Below are 17,919 nucleotides of genomic sequence, written 5' to 3'. Positions count from 1 at the left end.
GTCAGGTACTCCCCTCGGTGGCACCCGCCAGGTCGGCGAGGGCCTGCTTGCCGAGCGCGAAGGCCCGGTTGCTGTTCGGCACACCCGCGTACACCGCGGTATGGAGGAATACTTCCACGAGCAGGTCCGGGTCCATGCCCGCGCGCAGCGCGGCCCGGATGTGCATGTCGAGTTCGTGTTCGTTGCCGACCGCGGTGAGGATCGCCATCGTCAGCAGGCGGCGGGTGGGGTGGTCGAGGCCGTCGCGGGCCCAGATGTCGCCCCACGCGGTGCGGGTGATGAAGTCCTGGAACGGGTCGGTGAACGCGGTGCTGCCCGCGATCGCGCGGTCCACGTGCGCGTCGCCGAGGACCGAGCGGCGCACCGACATTCCGACGTCGTGCACCGCGCGGCGGGCCACACCCACCGGCGTCGAGCCCGCGACGTGCGCCTCGATCAGCCGGGTCACGGCGCCGGCCTGCTCGACGTTCGCGAGATGCGCGCCGGGGGACACGACGTGGAGTTCGGCACCGGCGATGCCGTCGGCGATCGACTGCAGCGCCGACGGCGGCGTCGGGCCGTCCTGCTCCGCGGCGATCACGAGCGTGGGCGCGACGATCCGGGCGAGGTCGGCGCGGCCGTCCCACGAGGACAGCGCCTCGCAGCACGCGGCGTAGCCCTCGTTCGTGGTACCGGAGACCATCGTGACGTGGCGGGACACGAGCTCCGGATCACGCTGCGCCAGTTCGGGGGTGAACCAGCGTCCGACGACGGACTCGGCGATGGATGCGACGCCGTCGGCGCGGACGGCGGCCGCGCGATCGAGCCACGGCTGGGCCGGGGCGAACTGCGCGGCCGTGCACATCACCGTGAGCGTCTGTACGCGCTGCGGGTGGTGCGCCGCCAGCCACTGTCCGACGGCCCCGCCGAGGGACAGGCCCACGAAGTGCACCGCGTCCAGGCCGAGCGTGTCGAGCAGTGCGATGACGTCGCCGCCGAGATCGGCCATCGTGTACGGGCCCGCGGGAGCGGGGGAGCCGCCGTGGCCGCGGTGGTCGACCGCGATCACGTGGGCGCGGCTCGACAGCGCACGGATCTGGGGATCCCACATGTGCAGGTCCGAGCCCAGCGAACCGAGCAGCAGGACCGGCGGGGCGGCGGGGTCGCCGTGTAGTTCGTAGTGCAGGGCGCAGGGCCCGTCCTGGGTCATACGAGTCCTCCGAAGGTTCGGTCGGTCTGTGTGGTCCGGGCGGCGAGCGCACGGTCGACGAGGTCGCCGGCGTGGCCGAGGTAGTTCGACGGATCCAGCAGGTCGCGCAGTTCGTCGGCGGACAGGTGGGCCGTGATCTGGGGCGCCCGGTCGAGCGGGACTCCGGAAGCCGCTGCGGCGGTGACGATGTCGCGCGCCGAGTCGGTGTGCGCGGACAGTGCTCCGGTGACCCGTTCGGCGAGGATGAGCCCGCCGGTGATATCGAGGTTGTGTGCCATCGCGTCGCCGTGGACGCGTAGTCCGCCGAGGCTCGAGGCCAGCCGGTGCGCTGCCCCGCCGGTGAGGCGCAGCAGATCGGTGAGCGTCTCCCATTCGGCGTGCCACGCGCCCGCGGCCCGCGCGAACTCGTGGTCCATGGACGACAGGACCGTCGCGACCAGTCCCGGCACCCGCCGGGCGGCGGCGCGAGCCGTGATCGCGGCGACCGGGTTCTGCTTGTGCGGCATGGCCGACGAGCCTCCCGGTGCGTCCTCGGCGACCTCGCCGAACTCGGTCGAGGCCATCGCGGTGATATCGGTGGCGGGCTTGGAGATCGCTCCCGCGGCGACGCCGAGCGCGGACGCCAGGGCAGCGATCGGGGTCCGGGTGGTGTGCCACGGAACGACCTGCCGCGCCAGGCCCAGTTCGTCCGCGAGGGCCTCGGCCATCGCGAGACCGTGGGGGTGGACGGCCGCGAGAGTGCCCGCCGCACCGCCGAACTGGACGGGCAGCGCGGACAGGGCGCGCTCGAGCTGCGCGGTCGCGTCGTCGAGGCCGGTGAACCAGGACACCGCGAGCGCGCCGAACGTGGTCGGCAGGGCCTGCTGCCCGAGCGTGCGCGCCACCATCGGGGTGTCGCGGTGCGCTCGCGCGAGTTCGGCACCGGCGTTCGCCGCCGCCTGCAGATCGGCGAGCACCCGACGGCCCGCCCTGCGCGACAACAGCATCAGCGCCGAGTCCATGACGTCCTGGCTGGTGGCGCCCACGTGCACGGCCGAGGCCGGAACCCCCTCGGCGGCACAGGCCGCCCGGAGGAGGCGGACCAGTGGGATCACGGGATTGCCGCCGGCGGCGGATCTGCGGCCGAGGTCGGCGATGTCGATCCCGTCCGGCGCGCCGAGCGCCGCGGCGACGGAGGTGACCGTCGCCGCGTGCTCGGCCGACACCAGTCCGACGGTCGCGGCCGCCCGGGTCAGGGCGGCCTCGACCTGGAGCAGCGCCACAACCCAGGCGTGGTCCGAGATCTCCTCGGCGAGAGCGGGCTCGCCGCCGGCGCCGAAGAGGGGATCGAACAGTTCACCGCGGGTGTGGGTCACGAAATGCTCCTGGTCACAGCTCGAAGAACGGCGTCTCGACGCCGTCGGGATCGCTGTCCTGAACATAGACCGTGAGGCTGTAGCCGTCGTCGGTCTTGCGCGCGATCAGCTTCGGCCGCTGCGACTCGGGCAGTGACGTCAGGACCGGGTCGACGGCGTGCGCGTCGGTGTCCTCCGGGAAGTACAGCCGGGTGTACAGGCGCTCGAGCATGCCGCGGGCGAACACGCCCACGTTGACGTGCGGGGCCTCGACGGTGTCGTTCTCGGCGGGCAGCGGTCCCGGCTTGACGGTGTGGATCGCGGCGGTGCCCGTCTCGTCGGCCCCGGCACGGCCGAAGCCCCGAAATCCCGCCGGAACCGGCTCGGCAGCGCCGCGCGGATCGTCGGCGTGGGCGAAGCGGCCCACGGCGTCGGCCTGCCAGGTCTCGATCATCGCGTCGGCGACCGGCACGCGATCACCGTCGATGACGGTGATGCGCAGCGTGATCCGGCCGGGTGCGCCCTCGGGCGCGGCGTCCGGGCCGTCCGCCCACGGGAGACCGATGTGCCAGTACGGGCCCACCGTCTGCGACGGGGTGACGCCGAACTCGGCGGTGGTGAAGTCGCCCGGGGTGACGTCGTAGATCGGTGCGGTGTTCTTGGGGGCGGTGTCAGTCATCGTGATCCTCGTCGTCCTCGAACGGGGTGGCGTCGCGTCCGCGCAGGACGATGTCGAAACGGAAGCCCAGGGCCCAGTCGGCCACGGTCGCGTCGTAGTCGAAGACGCTGACCATCCGGTGCCGGGCGGCGGCGGGGACCGCGTTGTAGATCGGGTCCTGGAAGAACAGCGGATCGTCCGGGAAGTACATCTGCGTCACGAGGCGCTGCGTGAACGCCTGACCGAACAGCGAGAAGTGGATGTGCGACGGCCGCCACGCGTTGTCGTGGTTGCGCCACGGGTACGCGCCCGGCTTGATCGTGGTGAAGGTGTAGTGGCCGTCGGCGTCGGTGACGCAGCGGCCGATGCCGTCGAAGTGGGGGTCGAGCGGCGCGGGCCAGTTGTCGCCGATGTGCCGGTAGCGGCCGCCCGCGTTGGCCTGCCACACCTCGAGCAGCGTGTTCGGGACGGGCTTGCCGTTGCTGTCGAGCACCCGACCGTGCACGACGATCCGCTGGCCCTGGGCCTCGCCGCCGTTCGCGATCGTCAGGTCGGCGTCGCCGGGCTGCACGCGGTCCTCGCCGAACACCGGTCCGGTGAGCTCGCCCAGTCGCTGCGGTAGCAGCTTCAGCGGCTGCCGGGGGCTGCGGAGCCCGGTGGTCTTGTAGTCCGCGAAGTCCGGCGGGGCATTCACGCCGGTGCTGACCGGCCGATATTGCGGGGGCAGATGAAGCATGTGACGACCTCGTAGTGGGGGCGGTGGGTGAGGGGGAATCGAGATTGTTCGCTAGGTGGACAACAGGACGCTATGCGAACACGCTAGTGGCTTTCGGTGGCGCAATCAATGATCCGCCGCCCTCGTGTTCGTTATGCGGACAATGGTTCACAATACGCACGAGTCGTCGTATGCTGGCCTGCATGATGGACAAAGTCATTGCCACAGCGGCCGAGGCCGTCGCAGACGTGCCGGACGGCGCGACGATCGCCGTCRGTGGATTCGGCCTGGTCGGAGTGCCGGAGATCCTCATCAACGCGCTGCTGGAGCAGGGCGCCACGGATCTCGAGACGGTGAGCAACAACTGTGGCACCGACGGCTTCGGCCTCGGTGTGCTGCTCGAGAAGGGTCGTATCCGCCGGACCATCAGCTCGTACGTGGGCGACAACAAGGAGTTCGCGCGGCAGTACCTCTCGGGCGAGCTCGAGGTGGAGCTGACGCCGCAGGGCACGCTCGCCGAGCGGCTGCGCGCCGGCGGCGCCGGCATTCCCGCGTTCTTCACCCCGGCCGGCGTCGGCACCCAGGTCGCCGAGGGCGGGCTGCCCCGCCGCTACGACGGCAACGGCGGGATCGCCGTCGCGAGCCCGGTCAAGGAGACCCGCGAGTTCGACGGGCAGACCTACGTGATGGAACGCGGCATCGCCGCCGACTACGCCCTCGTCCACGCATGGAAGGGCGACCGCCACGGCAACCTCGTGTTCCGCCGCAGCGCCCGCAACTTCAACCCCCCGGCCGCCGCGTCGGGCCGGATCACCATCGCGCAGGTCGAGCACCTCGTCGAGCCCGGCGAGCTGGACCCGGACCAGATCCACACCCCGGGCATCCACGTGCAGCGCGTCGTGCACGTGGGCAAGGTCACTGTCGGAATCGAGAAGCGAACGGTACGAGCATGACTCAGGCTATTGCGCAGAAGCTGACCCGCGAGCAGATGGCGGCGCGGGTCGCCCAGGAACTCGCCGACGGCCAGTACGTCAACCTCGGCATCGGCATGCCGACGCTGGTGCCGAACTACATCCCCGAGGACATCACCGTCGTCCTGCACTCCGAGAACGGTGTGCTCGGCGTGGGGCCGTACCCCACCGAGGACGAACTGGACCCCGAGCTGATCAACGCCGGCAAGGAGACCATCACGGTCCTGCCGGGCGCGTCGTACTTCGACTCGTCGCAGTCGTTCGGCATGATCCGCGGCGGTCAGGTGGACGTCGCCGTCCTCGGCGCGATGCAGGTCAGCGCCAAGGGTGATCTCGCCAACTGGATGATCCCCGGCCACATGGTCAAGGGCATGGGCGGCGCGATGGACCTCGTCCACGGCGCCAAGCGCGTCATCGTGATGATGGAGCACGTGTCCAAGAAGGGCGAGTCGAAGATCCTCGACGAATGCACCCTGCCGCTCACCGGCAAGGCGTGCGTGCAGCGGATCATCACCGACATGGCCGTCCTCGACGTCACCGACGAGGGCCTGCGCCTGGTCGAGACCGCCCCCGGCATCAGCGTCGACGAAGTCGTCGCCGCGACCGCCGCGAAGCTGCTGGTCTGAGAACACGCCACCCCGGATCGAGCCGGCCGCACGCCCCAGCGGGCTGCGGCCGGCTCACCCGTTTTCGGGGCCCGTCGGTCGGCTACGCCTCACCGTGAGCACGACCGCAGCGGCGACGACGGCAGCCGCAGCCACGAGCACCGCGACGGGCGGCGGTGAGAGGACCGCCGCGAGCGGGTGATCAGCGTCGTCCGGGGCATCGTTCGGTCGGTCGAACGAACGTTCGACCGGTGACGGCGTTGTTGCTGGAACGGCCCCACTGTGGAACCAGTGACCGAGGTTCAGATTGGGGCTGAGTTACGTGCGGCTGGCGAGCGTGTCGCTCTGGCGATGCAGGCGTGCTTTAGGGCGCTGAGATGCCAAAGCTGCAGAGGGGATTCTGTGATGACGTTGTGCAAGAAGGGACGCTGGCTGGCGATACTCGATGACGAGGACCGGGTCGCATTCGCCCAACAAATTGCTGGTGGTGCGGTAGCGAGGTTGCACGAGGTGTGTGTGCAGGCAGGGTTCGAGGGCGGGTTGACATCCACGAAGAATCACGCGAAGGGCCGGTGCTGCTGTGAGCAACGCTGACCCCTAACCTGTCGTACCCCTGCCTTAGGGTGTACGCCATGGAACTGAGGCGGGGGAAGAGTGCAAGTAAGGGTGACTCAACCACAGAGAATGCGACCACCAGTAAGACCTGGGCCATTGGGCTTGCGGTCGCACTCGGAGGCGTACTTCTACTGTGGATTTCAAGTACATCTTGGCTCGACGAATTGCCCGCGCTCGAAACCACGATTACCCAACTCGGCGGCCTATTGGTCACGACAGGTGTCCTGGCAGTCATTTGGGAACTGATCGGTAAGCGCGAAATCATGGACGAGATCCTTGAGAAAACGAAGGTGTCATCAGATGTCCACTCGGCCGGCATTCAACGTGCAACCACCGACTGGACAGAGCCTCCGTGGGAGACGCTCTTCAAAGAAGCCCGAACGCTCTCGATCTTCATTTCATATGGCAGCGGTTGGCGGAGCGCCCACTGGCCGAAACTTCGGGAGTTCACGCAAGACAAGAGCAAAGTCCTTCGTGTGTATCTGCCGGACCCTGACGATGCCCTGACGATGGAAATCCTCGCTAGCCGATACAACTACTCGCTCGACATGATCCGGTCGAAAGTGACTGAAGCGGCGCAGGTTTTCGCCAGCCTGTCGGCCAAGGACTCGGCTGACATCAGGGTTCACTACAGGGCTGGCGACCACACCTACGCCTGCTACAAGTTCGACGAGAAGATCATCGCCACTCTCTACTCGAACGCTCGCGAACGCGGCGAAGTTCCGGTGATGCTCGTGAGTAGCGGAACGTTCTACGACTTCTTCGCTAAAGACCTTGACGCAATCGAGCGCCAAAGCATCGAGATTCCGCTTGGCGACATAACAAAAACAGGAGAGGCGAACAAAGTTGAGTCCTAAGACGGCGGTCGTAGAGGGTGATATCTCGCCAGGATTCGAGACAATCGTTCGCGAATCCCGGCAGGTAGCATGGGACATTGAAACGAGCGGCCTCGATTGGTCTACCGAACGAATCGCCACATGCCAACTACACGTCCCTGGCGTCGGAACTGAGATCATCCGCGTTGGGAGCAGCGTTCCGGACAGGTTGCGGGACGTGCTTATCTCTGAGCATGTTGCAAAGATCTTCCACCACGCCCCATTCGACCTCAGATTCATGAGGCATCACTGGAACGCCTCCGCGCGGAACGTGTTCTGCACGAAGATCCTTTCAAAGATCGTTCGACCCGACGTCGATCCCCGGCAACACAGCTTGAAGCCTGTGCTCAAGGAGTTCCTCGGTGTCGAGATCGACAAGGCGCAACGGACCTCGGACTGGTGTGCTGACGAGTTGAGTGCGGAGCAACTGGAGTACGCGGCACGGGACGTCGAGTACCTAGTGCCGCTGCTTCACCAGCTCATGGATGAGGCCAGGGCGCGTGGTGTGGCGGATATCGCTGAACGCACCTTCGATTATCTACCCACACGGATAGAGACAGACATTCGAGGATGTGGTGACGTTTTCGCGTACTAACACAATCAACTGAAGAACCAACAGAAGCGGTGGGAGCACTCAGGCGCCCCGCCGCTTCTTGTTTCTCGAAGAACTTCAGTGAGGGGCTGAACGTGGGCAAACTAGCGGTACTCATCAACGGCACAGCCCCTACACGCAGGACGGGCGAGCGCGCACCATCCAGGGAAGGCGAGCATGCATCCGACAGCCGGGAGGGGATACGAGATGCGCGCAGGCATGATCCTTCCCTGGTCAGCTTTGCTGCACTCCCGTGCGTTTACACGCGTTGCCCCAATGACGGCGAGAAGGTTACGACGTACCGGTGCGGAGGCCGCGAAGAGGGTGACCGTGAGCGGCATCAGCGCACCGGTGACGTGCCGGAGTGGTGGTGTAGAGGGTCCTAACGTGTAGGGCGGAGGCGTCGGGCCCGGGATCGGGTGACCACAGCCTGGTGAGGGCAGCGGTGAGCAGTGCGATACCGGTGTGCGACATCGGTGGGGTGGTTCCGAGGGCTAGACCGCGACAACGCCGCTGTTCGTCTTTCGTCGGCCCGCGCTCAGCGCGCGGCGGCAAGCCGGACCAGGTGGTCGATCGTCTCCTTCTCGGCCCCCTCGGGCAGGTCGTCCACCGGCCACCACCGCAGATCCTGCGACTCGTCGCTGATCACGGCCGGCACCGCCGAGGCGGGCCCGGGCGCCCGGACCAGGAACCGCAGGTCCAGGTGGCGCGTCGGAACACCCAGCGAGCACGTGATGGGGTGCGTGTGCGCCGACAGCAACCGCGGATCGATCCGTAGCCCCTCGATCCCCGACTCCTCGCGTGCCTCCCGCAGCGCCGAGTCGACGACGGTGCCGTCCCCGGGCTCGCAGTGCCCGCCCAGCTGGATCCACCGGCCCACCCTCGGGTGCAACGTCAGCAGGACGTGGGAGCCGTCCTCGTCCAACACCAGCGACGAGGCCGTGATGTGCCCGGGCACATGCGAACGCAGACAACCGTCGGGTGCGGAATCGAGGAACGCGAGCATCGTGTGCCGCAGCGACTCCGCATCGTCGGAATCGGTGTCCCAGTTCCAGAGTGAGTCCACCGCCGACGCGTGCAGTGACTGTGCCGACATCTACAGCTCCAGCAGCGCGTCGCCGGGCGCGACGGGGTCGCGCGGCGTGAGCGCCTCGAGGGGATGTCCGACGGCGATCGCACCCAGCGGCTGCCAGTCGTCCGGCAGACCGAGCTCGGTCCGGACCGTGTCGGCCGCGAAGATCGTCGACCCGATCCAGCAGCTCCCGACGCCGCGGGTCGCGAGCGAGACGAGCAGACCCTGCACGGCCGCGCCGACCGCGACGGTGAACATCGTCGACTCGGCCCGGGTGCGCCACTCATCCGGGTAGTCGTGCGCACCGTCCGGCACACAGAACGGGATCACGACCTCGGGGGCGCGGAAGAGGATGCCGCCCCGGCCCACTCGACGCTCGATCCGCTCGGCGCTCATCCCGTCGGCGGCGAGGTCGTCCCGCCAGCGCTGCTGCATGGCGTCGAGCACACGCTTGCGGGTCTCGGGTGTGCGCAGCCACACGAACCGCACCGGACGCGTGTGATGCGGCGCGGGCGCCGTGAGTGCCTCGGCGATCGACTCGCGCAGCACCTCGGGGTCCACCGGCTCGTCGGAGAACGCGCGCACCGACCGTCGCAGCAGCAGTGCCTCGCGGCGGCCCTGTTCCATCGACTCCGCAGTGCCGAGCCAGAACAGGTCCTCCGGACCGCGGCGGATCAGCTTGTCGGCGACGGAACCGTCGTCGTCGAGCCTGATCCCACGGACCACCGCGACCGGCATGCCGCCGAGCTTGCCTTTCACGAGGTCGCCCGCGGCCGCGATCTCGTCGGCCACCGCGACCTCGGTGACCATCAATTCGTTGCCCTGACCGTCGACCGCGCCGGCATACGCGTGCAGGACCGGGACTCCCGACGCGCCGATCGCGACGTCGATCTGGCCGATCCGCCACGCGCGACCCATCGTGTCCGTCACGACCACCGCGACGTCGACACCGAGGCGGTCCCGGATCTGCTCGCGCAGCCTCCGGGCACTTCCGTCCGGATCCTCCGGCAGCAGGGCGAGTTCCGCGCCGTCGACGTTCGATCCGTCGATCCCCGACGCGGCCTGCACGATGCCCAACCGGTTCTCGGTGATGAGCGTGCGTCCCTTGCGGGCCACCACCCGCACCGCCTCCTGGTCGACCAGACGTCGACGCGCGGCGTCTCGTTCCTCGGGGTCGGTGGGCGACGCGACGATCCGGCCCTCGACCTTCGAGAAGACCTTGCTCGTGACGACGAGGACATCGCCGTCGGCCAGCCACGGTGCCGCGCCGACGATCGCCGCGGCCAGGTCGTCGCCCGGACGGAACTCGGGCAGCCCGGGGACCGGCAGGATCTCGATCGCGCGCCCCGCCCCGTGATCACGCACCGTCACGAGTTCACTACCGCGACATTCGTCGTTCACAAGTTCACTACCGCGACATTCGTCGTTCACAAGTTCACTACCCGACATTCGTCGTTCACAAGTTCACTACCGCGACACTCGTCGTTCACAAGTTCACTCCGGCCAGGTCGAATGCGGCACGGACCATCTCGGCGGTCGCATCGGGATCGGTCATGAGCAGCGGGACGCTGCGCACCTCGACACCGGGCACGTCGGCCTCGTCGGTGGAGTGGATCAGCCAGCCGTCGAGGATGCCCGTGCCGGACCGCGCGCCGTAGTGGCGGCCGATCGCCTCCGCCGAGGTCTCGACTCCGATCACCTCGAGGCACTCATCGGCCATGCCGCGCAACGGCTTTCCACCGATGATGGGGGAGAGGCCGACAACCTTGGCCTTCGTGGTCCGCAGCGCGCCGCGGATGCCGGGCACCGCCAGGATGGCGCCGATGCTGACGACCGGATTCGACGGTGCGAGCAGCACGACGTCCGCGGACTCGATCGCCTCGAGGACTCCGGGAGCCGGTTTCGCCTGTTCCGCACCGACATACGCAAAACTGTGCGTGGGAACCTGTGCGCGGTAACGGACCCACCACTCCTGGAAGTGGATCGCTCGCTGCTGCTCGCCGGTGGGGTTTTCGGGATCGGTTACGACGACATGTGTTTCGCTGCGATCGTCCGACACGGGTAACAGGGCCACGCCGGGCTTCCAGCGGTTGCACAGGGCCTCGGTGACCGCCGAGAGCGGGTAGCCGGCGCGCAGCRTCTGACTGCGGATGAGGTGTGTCGCGATGTCCCGGTCGCCCAGGCCGAACCAATCCGGCTGCGCACCGTACGCCGCGAGTTCCTCTTTCGCATTCCAAGTTTCGCCGATGTGGCCCCATCCGCGCTCGGGATCGATGCCGCCGCCGAGGGTGTACATGCAGGTGTCGAGGTCCGGGCAGATGCGCAGGCCGTGCATCCACACGTCGTCTCCGACATTGACCACCGCGGTGATCCGATGGTCGTTCGCAGGGCCGGAGTTCGCGTCTCCGGTGTCGAGGCCGCCGAGCAGACTTCGAACTCCCTGGAGGAAACGGGCCCCTCCGACGCCGCCAACCAATACAGTCACGTTCACAACTCGAAGCCTATGCGGTCCCGCCGCGTGCTGGTCGACGCCGTCTCATCGGCCGGGTTGTACCACGCTGTGCGACGGGCGGCGGATGGTAAACGACTTTTCGGTTTCAGCTTGACCCGACACGCCAGGGCATGTCTAATCACATGTATGTCATTCCAAGTTCGAGGGGCGAGTTCACTTGGAGCGGCCCTCGACTCGAACCATCGTTCGGGCGGTTGTCAGGACGGGTGTCGGGGTGGGAACGACAGCACGGAATTCGAGATCAATCGACATTTTCTGCGCTAATACAGGTGAGGAGGCGGAGCGATGCCCTATCAGCAATACGAGTTCGAAACTCCTCTGAGCGTGGTCGGCGACGAACCGCGGACCGATTCCGAAGCGGGCGCAGCAGTAGGCGTCAGCTACGACGAGTTCGAGCTCGGAGTGACAGTGCCGCAGCTCAGTCTGATCCCAGGTTTCGACGAGATGTTCGACTCCATCGAGGATCAGTGGCAGGACCGCGCGCTGTGCGCGCAGACCGATCCCGAGGCGTTCTTCCCTGAGAAGGGTGGATCCACCCGCGAGGCCAAGCGCATCTGCATGGGGTGCGAGGTGCGCGGGGAATGCCTCGAGTACGCGCTCGCCAATGACGAGCGATTCGGCATCTGGGGTGGGCTCTCCGAGCGGGAGCGCCGGCGCCTCAAGCGCGGAATCGTCTAGTTCGTCACTACTCGTCGGCCTCCGGGAGTTCGGGGTCGACAACGTCGGGGTCGACCCCGAGATACGTCGACACCTGCTCCACGAGCACGTCGTGAACCAGATCCTCGAGGTCGTGAGGATCCTTGGCGCGCAACTCGATCGGGCGCCGGAACAGCACGATACGTGCCCGCGTCGCGGTCCCGTGACGATCGATGCCGGCCGGAATGAGCCGCGACAGCGGCACCGGACCGTCCGCCACCACCTCCGGCGGCCAGTTCACCGAATCCGGATCGATCGCGCGTATCCGTGGCACGTCGTCCACCGCAATGTCGAGCTTCGTCAAGCGATCGTGCCAACGCGCGTCGATGGGCTCGAACGCGCCCAGAACCAGCTGATCGAACTTCTCTGCGCGCGTCCGCGCCGCCGGTAGATCCGGCGGAAACAATGGACCGCGGATTCCGCGACCTCGCCGCGCGACCGAACGTGACGTCAGCGGGCGGGGACGACGAGCTCTGGCCATGAAGGGGACATTACAGCGGTGCCCCGACATCCCCACCGCGTCACGTTCCGGCCCGCCCTCCGCATCACGTCTCGGTCGCGTCGGTGTGTCCGAGTAGGCCAACCGGACACATGGGGTTAGTCTCCTTCCTTGTGAGATCACTGCGTCGATGCTGCCGGCCTGGGTGCAAGAACCCTGCTGTCGCGACCTTGACGTACGTCTACTCCGATTCGACCGCTGTGGTCGGCCCGTTGGCCACCGTCGCCGAGCCCCATTCGTGGGATCTGTGCGAGACCCACGCATCGCGGATAACCGCCCCCAAGGGCTGGGAACTCGTGCGGTACGAGGGCGGATTCTCCTCCAGCACACCCGACGAGGACGACCTCACCGCGCTTGCGGAAGCGGTCCGGGAGGCCGGCCTCGGCGAGCGTCCCCGCAACGACGGATCCGCATCCGATTCGCGCTCCGGCGCAGCCTCTCCGTCGGCACCGCCCACCGCCCGCACCGGGCGTCGCGGGCACCTCCGGGTCTTACCCGACCCCGCGAACTGATCGGTTCCATCGGGGCTTCGGCCCGTGCCTGATCTGTCCTTTTCCTRCTCGACCTCGGCCGACGTATCCGGACATCTCGCTCAGGAAGCGCGGTTGGCCTGCTCCCCACTAGGCTCTGTGGGACGGCCAAGTCGAACCAACTCGGTCGGCGAACAAACCTCAGTGGACGAACTATGTGTCGCATCTACGAAAAGCAGGAGTAACCAGAAGTGGCTCGATCTGTCGAATCCGTGAATGCCGTGATCAAGGCCTACGACGTCCGTGGCGTCGTGGGAGAACAGATCGATACAGACTTCGTGCGTGACGTGGGCGCCTCGTTCGCCCGACTGGTGCGTGACGAGCAGTCCGGTGCCGAGGCCGTGACCCGGGTAGCGATCGGCCACGACATGCGTGAGTCGTCACCCGAACTGTCCCGTGCCTTCGCGGAGGGCGTCGTCGCGCAGGGCCTCGACGTGATCCACATCGGCCTGGCGTCCACCGACCAGCTGTACTTCGCGTCCGGAATCCTCGACTGCCCGGGTGCGATGTTCACCGCGAGCCACAACCCCGCCAAGTACAACGGCATCAAGCTGTGCCGCGCCGGTGCCAAGCCCGTCGGCCAGGACACCGGCCTCGGCGTGATCACGCGCGAGGTCGCCGAGGGCGTCCCCGCGTACGACGGTCCGGTCGGACAGGTCTCCGAGGAGGAGCTCCTCGACCAGTACGCCAGTTTTGTCCGCGGCCTGGTCGACCTTGCCGAGCTGCGGCCGCTGAAGATCGCCGTCGACGCCGGCAACGGCATGGGCGGACACACCGTCCCGGCCGTCTTCGGGCCGATGCCCGTCACCGTGCTTCCGCTGTACTTCGAGCTCGACGGCAGCTTCCCCAACCACGAGGCCAACCCCCTCGATCCCGCCAACCTGGTGGATCTGCAGGAACACGTGCGTGCCACGGGCGCGGACATCGGTCTGGCCTTCGACGGCGACGCCGACCGCTGCTTCGTCGTCGACGAGAAGGGCAACCCGGTCTCGCCGTCCGCGGTGACCGCGCTCGTCGCCGACCGCGAGCTCGCGAAGGAGCCCGGGGCCACGGTGATCCACAACCTGATCACGTCCCGTTTCGTGCCGGAACTGGTCGAGAAGCTCGGCGGCACCGCCGTGCGCACCCGCGTCGGTCACTCCTTCATCAAGCAGCAGATGGCCGAGACGGGTGCGGTGTTCGGCGGCGAGCACTCCGCCCACTACTACTTCCGTGACTTCTGGGGCGCCGATTCGGGCATGCTGGCGGCCCTGCACGTACTGGCGGCCCTCGGCGAACAGGATCGTCCGCTGTCGGAGCTGATGCAGTCGTACGAGGCCTACGCCGCGTCCGGGGAGATCAACTCGACGGTCGCCGACGCCGCCGAACGGACGGCCGCCGTCGTCGACCTCTTCGCGGACCGGACCGTCTCCGTCGATCGCCTGGACGGCGTCACGGTCGACCTCGGCGACGGGGCATGGTTCAACCTGCGCGCGTCCAACACCGAGCCGCTGCTGCGCCTCAACGTCGAGGCGCGCACGTCGGCCGATGTCGACGCTCTCGTTGCCGAGATCCTCGGAGCAGTCCGCGCCTAGTCATCGAATTGCTGGGATACTCGAGGCACCTGATCTCGTCGGGGAACAGGGACTCGGGGAAAGGGAGGTGAGTTCGTGATGACAGCTCCGTCGTCTCTGCTCGATCTCGATGACGCCGATGCTCTGCTGGCCGCCGACGTCGACGGCGTGCTCCGTTTCGCCGCGCTCGGCGGCGCTCAGATTCGTGCCACCCAAGCCGCCGTCGAGGAGGACGGGCTGGTCAGGCTGCGCGGCCTGCAGCCGCGCAGCATCGTGTTCGTCACCGGTGACGGAAGTGCGTCGCGGGCCGCCGAGATCGTCGTGGCGGCCCTCGGCGGCCGGACCGGCATGCCGCTGGTCGTCAGCGTCGGTGCGCCGCCGTGGGTCGGGCCACTCGACGTCCTGGTCGTCGCCGGTGACGACGCCGGCGATCCACGGCTCGTCGAGTCCGTGGACAGTGCGTTGCGCCGAGGCGCGGAAGTGGTCGTCGCCGCACCCGACGAGGGCCCCCTCCGTGCCGCCGGCGCGGGTCGTGCGACGGTCCTCCCGCCGCGGATCGCGGTTCCGGATCATCATGGCCTGCTGCGGTACCTCGCAGCGTTCCTCGCGGTGCTGATCGCGGTCGAGGGGGAACGGACCGCCAAGGTGTGCCCCGACCTGGGTCGGCTCGCGGACGCGGTCGACGAGGAGGCACTCCGCGACCACCCCCGCAACGAGGTCTTCCACAATCCGGCCAAATCCCTGGCGGCGCGCATGCAGGGCCGCCGGGTGGTCTTCAGCGGCGACACCCGCGCCACCACCCACCTCGCGCGCCACGGGAGCGAGACCCTGCTCCGCATGGGTGCGGGCGTGGCCGCGGCTGCGGAGCTGGCCGACGTCGTCTCCGGGGTGCGGAAGTTCTCGGCGGCGAATCCGGCTGCACCGGCCGGATACGACCCGTTCTTCCACGACGATCAGCTCGACGGCCCGCCACCGGGCGCGCCGCTGCGGGTGCTGGTGTTCGCCGCGGAGGCGAATCGGCCGCTCGTCGAGCGTCGCGTCGCGGCACTACCGGATGTCGACCTCGTCGTCGCGGAATCGGAAGCGGCGACGGCCGGTCCCCGATACGACGCGCCGCCCGGATCACCGGCCGATTCCCCGGCGGTGTCCGCGACTCGGACGGAGATCGAGCAGATAGCAGTACTCGTCGGTCGGCTCGAGATGAGCGCGGCCTACCTACGTTTGATCGGTGGTAACTAGTGCGCCAACTCGAAGGTGCGCTCCGGTCCTACGCCTGGGGGTCACGGACCGCGCTCGCGGAACTGTGCGGACGTCCGAGCCCCAGCGCACATCCGGAGGCAGAACTGTGGCTGGGAGCGCATCCCGGTGATCCCGCGCGAGTGATCGAGGACGGCGACAGCCGTTCCTTGCGCGACGTCGTCGACGACAACCCGGCCCGGGAACTGGGCGAGCGGAGCATCGCTGCGTTCGGGGAGCGGCTGCCCTTCCTGCTCAAGGTGCTCGCCGCCGACGAGCCGTTGTCCTTGCAGGCTCACCCGAGCGCCGAGCAGGCCCGCGAGGGCTTCGCGCGCGAGGAGGCGTCCGGTATCCCCGTCGACTCGGCGGAACGGAACTACCGCGACGCGAGCCACAAGCCCGAACTCGTCGTGGCGCTCACCCGGTTCGAGGCGCTCGCCGGCTTCCGTGATCCGCACCGGACGGTGCGCCTGCTGAGCGCCCTGAACGTGCCGGAGCTCGAGCCCTACGCGGGTCTGCTCGCCGGGCAGCCCGACCCGGACGGCCTGCGGGCCCTGTTCACGACGTGGATCACGTTGCCGCCGCACGCGCTCGCGGCTCTGCTGCCGGCGGTGCTCGACGGGTGCGTCGCGTACCTGTCGGCCACGGGGTCGGGGACGGCGGAGTTCGCACAGGAGGCGCGGACGGCGCTGGAGCTGAGCGAGGGCTATCCCGGGGACGCGGGGGTCATGGCGTCCCTGCTGCTCAACCGGGTGACCCTCGAGCCGGGGCAGGGACTCTTCCTGGACGCCGGCAACCTCCACGCCTACCTGCACGGGACCGCGGTGGAGATCATGGCGAACTCCGACAACGTGCTGCGCGGTGGCCTCACGCCCAAGCACGTCGACGTCCCGGAACTGTTGCGGGTGTTGGATTTCGAGTCGGTGGACGTTCCCGTTCTGACGTCGGTCGCGACCGGCCGGGTGGGGGAGTCGACGTACCGGACGCCGGCCCCGGAGTTCGTACTGTCCCGGATCGACCTCGATGCGTCGGGGGCGGGTCCGGACGCGGCCACCATGTTCGAACCGGACGGTCCGCAGATCCTGCTGTGCACGTCGGGTGCCGCGAAACTGGAGTGCGATTCGCAGTCGCTGATGCTCGAGCGGGGTGCAGCCGCGTGGATCTCCGCGTCGGACAACGCGGTTCACATTCAGGCATGTGCCGACGACACCCAGATCTTCCGTGCTGCCGTCGGCGATGTGACCCACTGAGTGCCCGTAGCGTGTGATCCACTCGAATTCGACGAGAGGAGAAGCCGGTGTCGGCTCACGGGGGCAAGAGGGCGATCCTCGCGGCACTGACCGCGAATGCGGGAATCGCGGTCGCCAAGTTCACTGGCTTCCTCATCACGGGGTCGTCCTCGATGCTGGCCGAATCGGTTCACTCGGTCGCCGATACGTCCAATCAGGGGCTGCTGCTGTTCGGTCAGAACCGTGCCGAGAAGCAGGCCGACCAGCTCCACCAGTTCGGCTACGGGCGCAACCGGTACTTCTACTCGTTCGTCGTGGCGCTCGTGCTGTTCACCCTCGGTTCGCTGTTCGCGATCTACGAGGGCATCCACAAGATCCAGCAACCGGAGGGCCTGTCGTCGCCGATGGTGGCGATCGTGATCCTGCTGGTCGCGATCGGACTCGAGTCGTACAGCTTCCTCACCGCGGTCAAGGAATCCCGCCCGCTGAAGGGGAAGGCGACCTGGTGGGGTTTCATCCGCACGTCGCGCACCCCCGAACTGCCGGTCGTACTGCTCGAGGACTCCGGTGCCCTCATCGGTCTGGTTCTCGCGCTCGGCGGCGTCGGGTTGACGATGGCCACCGGCGATCCGGTGTGGGACGGCGTCGGCACCCTCTGCATCGGTGCCCTGCTGGGCATCATCGCGATCGTGCTCATAGTCGAGATGAAGAGCCTGCTGATCGGTGAGGGCGCGACGCAGGACGAGGAGAACCGGATCCTGTCAGCGCTCGTCGACGGTGTCCGGATCGATCGTGTGATCCACTGCCGGACCCAGTATCTGGGGCCCGAGGAGATCCTGGTCGCGGCCAAGGTCGCGATCACGCCGGGCGCCGACATCGAGGACGTCGCGACCGCGATCGACGAGGCCGAAGCACGGGTACGGGCCGCGGTTCCGGCCGCTCGCCTGATCTATCTCGAACCCGACCTGTACCGCGCCACCGCGGGATAGCCGATCCGGAAACCGTGCTGCGGTCCGCGTCCGGGCATAGGCTGACGAC

The 17,919-nt window shown here is 68.0% G+C and carries 18 protein-coding genes; 10 read left to right on the top strand and 8 right to left on the bottom strand.

All coding sequences use genetic code 11. The features are described from left to right. Nucleotide 1: 1 nt before the first annotated feature. From pcaDC to pcaH, 4 genes are read right to left on the bottom strand one after another with little or no spacing between them, the layout of a single operon-like run. On the bottom strand, nt 2-1,189 hold the full coding sequence (pcaDC, locus tag AB4Z09_RS06390) for a bifunctional 3-oxoadipate enol-lactonase/4-carboxymuconolactone decarboxylase PcaDC (protein WP_114721908.1): 1,188 nt from the start codon (nt 1,187-1,189) through the stop codon (nt 2-4). Then, on the bottom strand, nt 1,186-2,544 hold the full coding sequence (gene pcaB / locus AB4Z09_RS06385; protein WP_442239379.1) for a 3-carboxy-cis,cis-muconate cycloisomerase: 1,359 nt from the start codon (nt 2,542-2,544) through the stop codon (nt 1,186-1,188). The genes pcaDC and pcaB overlap by 4 nt, the downstream gene beginning before the upstream one ends. A gap of 13 nt (nt 2,545-2,557) precedes the next feature. Beyond that, nucleotides 2,558-3,202 (bottom strand): protocatechuate 3,4-dioxygenase subunit alpha, encoded by a 645-nt coding sequence (gene pcaG, locus AB4Z09_RS06380; protein ID WP_174911973.1) that lies wholly within the window; start codon nt 3,200-3,202, stop codon nt 2,558-2,560. Next, a complete protein-coding gene (pcaH, locus tag AB4Z09_RS06375) occupies nt 3,195-3,917 on the bottom strand; it encodes a protocatechuate 3,4-dioxygenase subunit beta (protein WP_114721911.1) in 723 nt (240 codons plus the stop codon). Before pcaH ends, pcaG begins: the two co-directional genes overlap by 8 nt. A 185-nt stretch (nt 3,918-4,102) precedes the next feature. On the opposite strand from pcaH, the gene AB4Z09_RS06370 reads away from it, so the two are divergent. From AB4Z09_RS06370 to AB4Z09_RS06355, 4 genes are all read left to right on the top strand, one after another. Continuing rightward, on the top strand, nt 4,103-4,849 hold the full coding sequence (locus tag AB4Z09_RS06370) for a CoA transferase subunit A (RefSeq protein ID WP_442239411.1): 747 nt from the start codon (nt 4,103-4,105) through the stop codon (nt 4,847-4,849). Continuing rightward, nucleotides 4,846-5,493 carry a CoA transferase subunit B gene (locus AB4Z09_RS06365; protein WP_114721912.1) on the top strand — a complete coding sequence of 216 codons (648 nt, stop codon included), beginning with the start codon at nt 4,846-4,848 and terminating at the stop codon, nt 5,491-5,493. The genes AB4Z09_RS06370 and AB4Z09_RS06365 overlap by 4 nt, the downstream gene beginning before the upstream one ends. A 611-nt stretch (nt 5,494-6,104) precedes the next feature. Next, nucleotides 6,105-6,944: a hypothetical protein gene (locus AB4Z09_RS06360; RefSeq protein WP_442239378.1), complete on the top strand. Its 840-nt coding sequence runs from the start codon at nt 6,105-6,107 to the stop codon at nt 6,942-6,944. Then, entirely contained in the window at nt 6,934-7,557 is a 624-nt protein-coding gene (locus tag AB4Z09_RS06355; RefSeq protein ID WP_442239377.1) for a ribonuclease D, read from the top strand. Before AB4Z09_RS06360 ends, AB4Z09_RS06355 begins: the two co-directional genes overlap by 11 nt. A 535-nt stretch (nt 7,558-8,092) precedes the next feature. Here AB4Z09_RS06355 and AB4Z09_RS06350 read toward each other — a convergent pair. The 3 genes from AB4Z09_RS06350 to cofD form a co-directional block, all read right to left on the bottom strand. After that, nucleotides 8,093-8,650 (bottom strand): NUDIX hydrolase, encoded by a 558-nt coding sequence (locus tag AB4Z09_RS06350; protein WP_442239376.1) that lies wholly within the window; start codon nt 8,648-8,650, stop codon nt 8,093-8,095. After that, nucleotides 8,651-9,997, bottom strand: a complete 1,347-nt coding sequence (locus AB4Z09_RS06345; protein ID WP_442239375.1) for a coenzyme F420-0:L-glutamate ligase — start codon at nt 9,995-9,997, stop codon at nt 8,651-8,653. A 115-nt stretch (nt 9,998-10,112) separates the two neighbouring features. Further along, the gene (cofD, locus tag AB4Z09_RS06340; RefSeq protein ID WP_442239374.1) at nt 10,113-11,117 is read right to left on the bottom strand and encodes a 2-phospho-L-lactate transferase; all 1,005 of its coding nucleotides are present in this window, start codon (nt 11,115-11,117) and stop codon (nt 10,113-10,115) included. 465 nt (nt 11,118-11,582) lie between these two features. Here cofD and AB4Z09_RS06335 point away from each other — a divergent pair, with 465 nt between their 5' ends. Further along, nucleotides 11,583-11,816 (top strand): WhiB family transcriptional regulator, encoded by a 234-nt coding sequence (locus tag AB4Z09_RS06335; RefSeq protein ID WP_174914882.1) that lies wholly within the window; start codon nt 11,583-11,585, stop codon nt 11,814-11,816. 7 nt (nt 11,817-11,823) lie between these two features. On the opposite strand, the gene AB4Z09_RS06330 is transcribed toward AB4Z09_RS06335, so the two are convergent. Then, entirely contained in the window at nt 11,824-12,315 is a 492-nt protein-coding gene (locus AB4Z09_RS06330) for a metallopeptidase family protein (protein ID WP_442239373.1), read from the bottom strand. Between the two features lie 131 nt (nt 12,316-12,446). Here AB4Z09_RS06330 and AB4Z09_RS06325 point away from each other — a divergent pair, with 131 nt between their 5' ends. From AB4Z09_RS06325 to AB4Z09_RS06305, 5 genes are all read left to right on the top strand, one after another. Then, a complete protein-coding gene (locus AB4Z09_RS06325; protein WP_114721917.1) occupies nt 12,447-12,845 on the top strand; it encodes a DUF3499 domain-containing protein in 399 nt (132 codons plus the stop codon). 209 nt (nt 12,846-13,054) lie between these two features. Continuing rightward, a complete protein-coding gene (locus tag AB4Z09_RS06320; RefSeq protein ID WP_114721918.1) occupies nt 13,055-14,437 on the top strand; it encodes a phosphomannomutase/phosphoglucomutase in 1,383 nt (460 codons plus the stop codon). Nucleotides 14,438-14,515: 78 nt separating this feature from the next. Next, complete coding sequence (locus tag AB4Z09_RS06315) at nt 14,516-15,655, top strand: tobH protein (RefSeq protein WP_114721919.1); 1,140 nt, start codon at nt 14,516-14,518, stop codon at nt 15,653-15,655. Beyond that, entirely contained in the window at nt 15,655-16,902 is a 1,248-nt protein-coding gene (manA, locus tag AB4Z09_RS06310) for a mannose-6-phosphate isomerase, class I (protein ID WP_174911961.1), read from the top strand. Before AB4Z09_RS06315 ends, manA begins: the two co-directional genes overlap by 1 nt. 47 nt (nt 16,903-16,949) lie before the next feature. After that, entirely contained in the window at nt 16,950-17,870 is a 921-nt protein-coding gene (locus AB4Z09_RS06305) for a cation diffusion facilitator family transporter (RefSeq protein WP_174911958.1), read from the top strand. Nucleotides 17,871-17,919 lie beyond the last annotated feature (49 nt).

The organism is Rhodococcus sp. TAF43 (assembly GCF_052113525.1).
GTDB lineage: Bacteria > Actinomycetota > Actinomycetes > Mycobacteriales > Mycobacteriaceae > Prescottella.
Note: the sequence above shows the minus strand (reverse complement) of the source record. Positions and strands in the feature narration are given on the sequence as shown.